The organism is Bacillus sp. mrc49, assembly GCF_002803435.1.
The window spans coordinates 1-326 of sequence record NZ_PHNG01000096.1 but is presented as its reverse complement, the minus strand read 5'-3'; the positions used below and the strand labels follow the sequence as shown (position 1 = coordinate 326).

Below are 326 nucleotides of genomic sequence, written 5' to 3'. Positions count from 1 at the left end.
TTCTCTCCAAACGTCTGACCTTCGGGCGCATTCACGGCTCGGCGATCGCTATCGTCATCGGTCTGGTGCTGGCCTGGGTCGGCGGCACCATGACCGGCGGCCAGAAAGGCCTGGCGGATCTGACGCTGTTCTCCGGCATCGGCCTGATGGGCGGGGCGATGCTGCGGGATTTCGCGATTGTGGCGACGGCGTTCGAAGTGCAGGCGACCGAGGCGAAGAAGGCCGGGTTGATCGGCGTGATCGCGCTGCTGCTCGGGACCATCCTGCCGTTCATTGTCGGCGCGTGCATGGCCTGGGCCTTCGGGTATCGCGATGCGGTGAGCATG

Annotated in this window: 1 pseudogene; it reads left to right on the top strand. The window is 65.6% G+C overall.

Annotation, left to right across the window (positions count from 1 at the left end):
* Positions 1-326, top strand: a pseudogene (locus tag CVN76_RS00650) (malonate transporter subunit MadM); the annotation flags it as partial.